The organism is bacterium (genome assembly GCA_035308905.1).
Classification (GTDB): domain Bacteria; phylum Sysuimicrobiota; class Sysuimicrobiia; order Sysuimicrobiales; family Segetimicrobiaceae; genus DASSJF01.
In genome coordinates this window covers 21,853-28,768 of record DATGFS010000013.1, presented here as the reverse complement: position 1 = coordinate 28,768, position 6,916 = coordinate 21,853, and the positions used below count along the sequence as shown (strand labels likewise).

At 70.9% G+C, this 6,916-nt stretch carries 7 protein-coding genes; 5 read left to right on the top strand and 2 right to left on the bottom strand.

Annotation, left to right across the window (positions count from 1 at the left end; genetic code table 11):
- Positions 1 to 591, top strand: a 591-nt coding sequence (locus VKT83_04370) for an ABC transporter permease (GenBank protein HLY21683.1), incomplete at its 5' end; no start/stop codon positions are given.
- On the opposite strand, the gene VKT83_04365 is transcribed toward VKT83_04370, so the two are convergent.
- On the bottom strand, positions 536 to 1,186 hold the full coding sequence (locus VKT83_04365; protein HLY21682.1) for a helix-turn-helix domain-containing protein: 651 nt from the start codon (positions 1,184 to 1,186) through the stop codon (positions 536 to 538). The genes VKT83_04370 and VKT83_04365 overlap by 56 nt on opposite strands.
- 130 nt (positions 1,187 to 1,316) lie before the next feature.
- On the opposite strand from VKT83_04365, the gene VKT83_04360 reads away from it, so the two are divergent.
- The 4 genes from VKT83_04360 to VKT83_04345 all read left to right on the top strand — a co-directional run bounded on the left by VKT83_04360 (position 1,317) and on the right by VKT83_04345 (position 5,675).
- Positions 1,317 to 2,357, top strand: a complete 1,041-nt coding sequence (locus tag VKT83_04360; protein ID HLY21681.1) for a methyltransferase — start codon at positions 1,317 to 1,319, stop codon at positions 2,355 to 2,357.
- A 142-nt stretch (positions 2,358 to 2,499) separates the two neighbouring features.
- The gene (locus tag VKT83_04355) at positions 2,500 to 3,675 is read left to right on the top strand and encodes an amidohydrolase family protein (GenBank protein HLY21680.1); all 1,176 of its coding nucleotides are present in this window, start codon (positions 2,500 to 2,502) and stop codon (positions 3,673 to 3,675) included.
- A gap of 52 nt (positions 3,676 to 3,727) precedes the next feature.
- Complete coding sequence (locus VKT83_04350; protein ID HLY21679.1) at positions 3,728 to 4,756, top strand: amidohydrolase family protein; 1,029 nt, start codon at positions 3,728 to 3,730, stop codon at positions 4,754 to 4,756.
- A 40-nt stretch (positions 4,757 to 4,796) separates the two neighbouring features.
- On the top strand, positions 4,797 to 5,675 hold the full coding sequence (locus VKT83_04345; GenBank protein ID HLY21678.1) for a PfkB family carbohydrate kinase: 879 nt from the start codon (positions 4,797 to 4,799) through the stop codon (positions 5,673 to 5,675).
- Here VKT83_04345 and VKT83_04340 read toward each other — a convergent pair.
- Positions 5,672 to 6,886 (bottom strand): aminotransferase class V-fold PLP-dependent enzyme, encoded by a 1,215-nt coding sequence (locus tag VKT83_04340; GenBank protein HLY21677.1) that lies wholly within the window; start codon positions 6,884 to 6,886, stop codon positions 5,672 to 5,674. The genes VKT83_04345 and VKT83_04340 overlap by 4 nt on opposite strands.
- Positions 6,887 to 6,916: the final 30 nt, after the last annotated feature.

Sequence of the window (6,916 nt, the reverse complement as noted above, 5' to 3'; positions counted from 1 at the left end):
GGAGTGCTGTCGATGCTGGTCTCGATCGTGGCCGGCGTGCTCGTCGGGACGATCGCCGGCTTCTTCGGCGGCTACGTCGACGGCGTCCTGATGCGCGTCACCGACGTGGTGCTGGCGATTCCCGTGTTCTTCCTGACGGTGGCGTTTCTCGCGCTGTTCGGCCCGAGCGTCGGCCGGCTGATCTGGATCATCGGCCTGACCGCCTGGCCGCCCGCGGCGCGGCTCGTGCGGGTGGAGGTACTCGCGCTGCGCGCGCGGGACTTCGTCACGGCCGTCCGCGCGACCGGCGCGTCCAACACCCGCATCATCGTGCGGCACCTCTTGCCGAACGTCGTGCCGGTGATCGTGATCTCGGCGACGCTGCGGGTCGGGCTGGCGATCCTGACGGAGGCCGGCCTGAGCTTCCTGGGGCTCGGGGTGCAGCCGCCGCAGCCGAGTTGGGGCAACATCATCGCCGACGGCCGGGAGTATCTGGGCGTGGCCTGGTGGGTGTCGTTCTTCCCCGGCCTCTGCGTGTTTCTCGCGGTGATGGCGTTCAATCTTGTGGGCGACGGGCTGCGGGACGCGTTCGATCCCCGGCTGCAGATCTAACGGCGGCCGGGCCGGCCCCGGCAAACTCCACCAGCGCGGCCATGGCCTCGACGGCTTCGGCACGGTCTAGGCCGCCCTGCCGGACGAGCAGCCGCCAGGTCTGGAAATCAAGGGCAAGCCTGAGGACGGCGCGGATGAGCCTGCCGCCGCGGCGCCCGAGCCGCCACCCACGCCCGAGCACCGCGAGCATCTCGTCGCGATGCTTGAAGAACGCCATGCCGATCGGCGGCCCCATCACCTCGGCATCCCGCAGCACGTTCGTCATTATTTCCTCATGGCGCGCGTAATAGGCGTAGGCCGCGTTCAGTCCGATTCGAAGCCGCTCCTGAGGGTCCGCGACGGCGCGCCACGGTCCCGGTTCGGGGAGGGGGTTGAGCGCACGATACCGCTCGCTGCAGGCCTTGAACACCGAGAGCTCGTCGGGGAAGTGGCGGTAGAGAGTGTGCCGCTGGACGCCCGCCCGTTTGGCGATGGCGCTGATGCTCGTGCGGGCGGGCCCGATCGTCCGGTGCAGCTCGACGGTGGCGTCCACAATCCGCCGCCGCGTGTCCTCCTGCCGCGCGGCCCGGGCCCTGAGCTCGTATTTACGCGGCATCGGATATCACTACACAGACATGTGTTCTCATTATTGACACCATCCCGCCTTCATGCTAGCATGCGAGACGTAATAAGGGAACAGTATTGTACTGTGATTTGTTCCGGACGCCTCACCGGAGGAGCCATCGATGGCGCATCGTGGTTCGGAGGGTGCCCTGAGTCCGGCGCCGCTGCTGCAGCTGGCAACGGCGCACTGGGCCTTCAAGACGTTCGCGGTGGCGAATGAGCTGGATCTGTTCACGCGGATGTCGGGAACGCCGGGGACGACGCCCGAGCAACTCGCCGAGGACGCCGGCATCGAACACCGTCCGGCCGAGATGCTGCTGACAGCCTGCGCATCACTCGGCCTGCTGACGAAAGAGGGTGGACGCTACCGCAACAGCCCGCTGGCCGAGGAGTTTCTCGTCCGCGGGAAACGCTATTATTTCGGCGGCTTCGTCCGGATGCAGGACCGGCTTATCTATCCGGCGTACGCCCGGCTCGGCGATGCCGTGCGCCAAAACCGTCCGACGGCCTACGATCCGGAGCGGCAGACGTCGATGTACGAGACCGCCGATCCGGCCATCATGGAGAGTTTTTGGGGGGCGATGCACTCGCTCTCCACGATCACGGCCAGCGCGCTGGCCGACGCGTTCGATTTCCGCCCCTTCCGCCGCCTCCTCGACGTCGGCGGCGGCTCGGCCGCCTTCGACGTGGAACTCTGCCGGCGGTACCCGCACTTGGGCGCGACCGTGTACGATTTGCCGTTGATCGTCGAGATCGCCCGCCGCAACATCGAGGAGGCCGGCCTCGGCGATCGGATCGGCACGGTCGCGGGGGACTTTTTCAAGGATGAGGCCCTGCCGGAGAACCACGACGTGATTCTCCTCTCCATGATTCTGCACGGGGAAAGTGAGGCGAGCAATCGTGAGATCTTGCACAAGTGCCGCGCGGCGCTCTCACGCGGCGGGGTTCTCCTGGTGAGCGAGCTGCTCGTCAACGACGACAAAACCGGGCCGCCTCCCGCCGCCCTCATGAATATGACCATGCTGGTGGCCACCGAGGGAGGCCGCAATTACACCGCGGCCGAGTACGAGGCGATGTTGGACGAGGCAGGTTTTCGCAGGATTGAAACGGTGCCGTTGAACGGCCTCGGCGCCAACGGCCTCATCGTCGGGCACGCGGCCTGACGTCGGGCCCGCCGCGCGGGCGGCCGCGGATCGGATCGCCGGGGAGGGAGCGGGTTCCGCGCCGCTCCCTTCTCGTTTGTGCAGGTCAAATTCTCTCGGCGGCCGTAACATCACCGACAGTCCAGACGAGGAGCGCATCGCGATGAGCCGGACGATCTTGCGTGGAGCCCGCGTCTTCGACGGCACCGGACGCGGCGCTCCACAGCGGCACACCGTAGTGGTCGAGGACGACCTCATCGCGGACGTGCTGCCCGGCGACGCGGCCGGAGACGACGGGTCCGCCCGCACGATCGATCTCTCGGGCCGCACGCTGCTGCCGGGGCTGATCGATCTGCACGTGCATCTCGGCTGGGGTACGAGGGCGGCGGTGCCGAACGTGGCCGCGGTGGCCCTCGCGGCGGCCCGCAACGTACGGACCGCCCAGCTCGCCGGGATCACCTGTCTCCGCGACGTCGGCACGCAGGGCGGGGTAGGCATGGCCGTCCGGGACGCCGTGGCCCGCGGCGACCTGCCGGGCGCTCGCGTGTATCCGTGCGGCCAAATCATCTGCATGACCGGCGGCCACGGCTCCGAGCCGCCGGCTCCCCCGGGCACGGCGCGCGAGGCGGACGGCCCGGACGACTGCCGGCGGGCGGTGCGGGAGCAGGTCCGGGCCGGCGCCGACTGCATCAAGGTGACGACGAACGGCCCGCTCAACGTGGTGGAGTTCACCCAGGACGAGATGGACGCCATTGTCGACGAGGCGCACCGGCTCGGCCGCCGGGTGGCGTGCCACGCGTCGCTGCTCGAGTCCACCAAGATGGCGATCCGCGCGGGTGTGGATACGATCGAGCACGGCTGCGACCTCGACGAAGCCACCGCCCGCGCCATGGCGGACCGCGGGATCACCATGGTGCCGACGCTGCTCGTCTTGAAACTGCTCATGGACCGGTGGGAGGAGTACAAAGCGGTCCCGATGATGCGGTCGATTCCCGTCCGCGCGAAGCGCGCCGCGGAGAGCTACCAGATCGCGATGGCGGCCGGGGTCACGATGGCGGCGGGTACGGACATCTTCTTCGGGCTGGGCAGGTTCGAGTCGCTGCCGGAGGAGCTCGCGCACATGGTGGAGTGTGGCATGCGCGCGTCCGAGGCGCTGGTCGCCGCGACGCGGCACGGGGCGGAGGCGCTCGGCGCCGCCGACCGGCTCGGCGTGATCGCCCGGGGCAAGGTGGCCGACCTGGTCGCGGTCGACGGCGATCCCACGGCCGATATCGCGGCGCTGCGGCGCGTCTCGCTCGTCGTGCAGGGAGGACGGGTGATGGCGGGCGGCGGCGCCTGACGCGGCCGCCCGCCGGCCTCCTGGAGGAGCGTATCGCGCGGCGGCGTACCCCATGGCCATGCGCATCGACGTGGCGGCGCACGTTCTCCCGGCGCGGTATTTCGCGAAGCTGAACGCGATGCCGGGATTCTTCATGGCGAAGCGCATGAAGGGCATCCCGTGTCTGTTCGATCTGAACGTGCGGTTCCGCATCATGGACGGCTTCGGGGAGTACCGGCAGGTGCTGTCGCTCGCGCTGCCGTCGATCGACCGCCTGGGCTCGCCGGAGACCACGCCGGGCCTGGCCCGCGTGGCCAACGACGAACTGGCCGAGCTGGTCGCCGCGCACCCCGACCGCTTTGCCGGCGCCTTCGGCGGGCTGCCGCTGAACAATCCCGACGCCAGTCTGCGGGAGCTCGAGCGGCTCGCCGGACATCCCGCGTTCGTCGGCGTGCAGATCTACTCCAACGTCGCGGGACGGCCGCTCGACGAGCCGCCGACGCTTGCGGTCATCGAGGAGGCCGCGCGGCGGCGGATGCCGGTCTTTCTTCATCCGGCGCGCGCGCCGGCGTTCGCCGACTACGTGACGGAAACCCAATCGCGATACGACCTCTGGCAGATCTTCGGCTGGCCGTACGAGACGACGGTGGCGATGGCGCGCCTCGTCTTCACCGGATTGTTCGACCGGCACCCCGATGCGGTGATCGTCGCGCATCACTTCGGCGGGATGGCGCCCCATTTCGTCGGCCGCATGAACGGCGGGTTCGAGCAATTCGGCACGCGGGGCGCGGAGGGACAGACCGAGACGCTGCCGGTGCCGCTCGCGCATCCGCCGGCGTGGTACTTCCCGCGCTTCTACGCCGACACGGCGCTCTTCGGCGCGGCCCACGCGATGCGCTGCGGCCTCGCGTATTTTCCGCCGGAGCGCGTGCTGTTCGGCAGCGACACGCCGTTCGACCCCGAAGGCGGCGCCCGCTACATCCGCGACACCATCGCGGATCTCGACGAGAGCGGCATCTCCGCGGACCGCCGCCGGATGATCGACGAAGGCAACTTCAGGCGCCTCGCGGGCGAGCGCGTGCGGGCGCGCGCGTCCTCGTAAGACCGGCGGACTCGCGCTCGTTCCCCGCGGCGCCCCAACGATGCCTCGCGTCGTCCTGCTCGGCCTGGCCGTCCTCGACCACCGCATCTGGGTGGACACCTGGCCGCCGGTGAGCGGCCGGACGCCGGCGACGGCCTACGTGGAAGATCTTGGCGGCGGGGCCGCCGTGGCGGCGGCCACGGTGGCGCGTCTCGGTGGTACGGCGATTTTCGCCGGTCCACGGGGCGGGGACCCCGCGGGCGTTCGCGTGGCGGCGGCTCTGGAATCCTACGGCGTCGATACCCGGTTCATGAGCGTGGCGGCGGCCGGCAAGACGGCCGTCTCGTCGATCGTGATCGTGCCGGGAGGGGAGCGGTTCATCTGCGCGTACCCGGGCGAGGCGCTGCACGATGACCCCGCGTGGGCCCCGATCGCGGCCCTCGAAGGCGCGGGCGCGGTGTTGGTGGACAGCCGGTTCCCGCGCGCGGGGCAGGCGCTCGCCGCCGCCGCGCGGCCGGCGGGCGTTCCGGTCGTGATGGATTTTTCCGATGTCGACACCGCGGAGACGCGGGCGCTGGCGCGCGCCGCGACCCACGTCGTCGCGGACGAGGAGATGGCGCGGCAGGCCGGCGGCGCCGGCGCCTTACTCGAACGGCTGCGCGCGGACGGCGTGTGGGGCGCGGTTACCCTCGGCGCGCGGGGCGTGGTGCACGACGGCGGCCGGGTGCCGGCGTTCGACGTGGCCGCCCGCGACACCACCGGCGCGGGGGACGTGTTTCACGGCGCGTTCACGCTGTCGCTGGGCGAAGGATGCGATCCGGAGGCGGCGCTGCGCTTCGCGTCCGCCGCGGCCGCGCTGCGGTGCGAGACGGGCGGCGTGCCGGACAGGACGGCGGTCGACCGGCTGTTGGCGGGTGGACGGGCGGCCCGGGACGGTTAGGTGAGGGCCGCCTTCGCGGCCGTGGGCCTGGCCGGCGCCGTGCCGGCGTACTGCTCGGCGAAATAGCGCTCGCACGCCGTCACGCCCGCGCCGAGCGGGACCGGGACGCCGGCCATGGTACACGCCAGCTCGGTGCCGGCGAGCGTCGCGAGGACCTCGAGCTCGTTCAGCGCGCCGAGGTGCCCGATCCGAAAGACCTTGCCCTTCACCCGGCCGAGCCCGACGCCGAGCGAGAGGTTGAGCCGCGCCGCCGCGGCACGGACGACGGCGTCGGAGTCGACGCCGTGCGGGACCACGACCGCGGTGAGGCTGTTCGAGTACCACTCCCGGCGCGCGCACAGGTTCTCGAGGCCCCAGGCCGTGACGGCGCGCCGTACGCCCTCGGCGAGCCGGCGATGGCGTTCCAATACGTTCGGCAGGCCCTCTTCGAGCAGCATGCGCACGGCTTCACGCAGTCCGTACAGCATCAGCGTCGCCGGCGTGTAGGGGAAGTAGCCGCGCTGCATCTCCCGCACGACGGGGCGCCAGTCGAAGAAGTACCGCGGCAGCGTCGCCCGCTCGCCCGCTTCGAGGGCGCGCGGGCCCGCGCACAGCACCGCCATACCCGGCGGCAGCATGAGCCCCTTCTGCGTCCCGGTCAGCGCGACGTCGATCTTCCACTCGTCGAATCGTAGGTCGATGCTGCCGAGGGCGCTCACGACGTCGACGAAGTAGAGCGCGGGGTGCCCGGCCGCGTCGATCGCCGCGCGGACGGCCGCGAGATCCGTCGTGACGCCGGTCGACGTCTCATTGTGCACGACGAGCACCGCGCGGTACCGGCGTTCCCCGTCGCGCGACAGGCGGTCGCGCACCTGTTCCGGCGGCACGGCCTCGCCCCAGGGCACTTCGACCGTCTCGACCGTGAGCCCGAGCCGCCGCGCGCACTCGGCGTAGAGCTGGCTGAAGTGGCCGTTGACGAAGGCGAGCACATGGTCACCGGGGCTGAGCGTGTTGACGAGCGAGGCCTCCCACGCGCCGGTGCCCGATGCCGGGTACAGGACGATCTCGCCCCGCGCCGTGCCGAACACCTGCTTCAATCCCGCAACCGCTTCGTGCACGACGGCGGGAAGATCGGGTCCCCGGTGGTCGACCACGGCGCGGTCCATCGCGCGCAGGATGCGCTCGGGGACGTTGGTGGGACCCGGGATCTGCAGAAAATGACGGCCGGCCATGATGCGGTTCGACTTCGCAGGCCGGCCGGG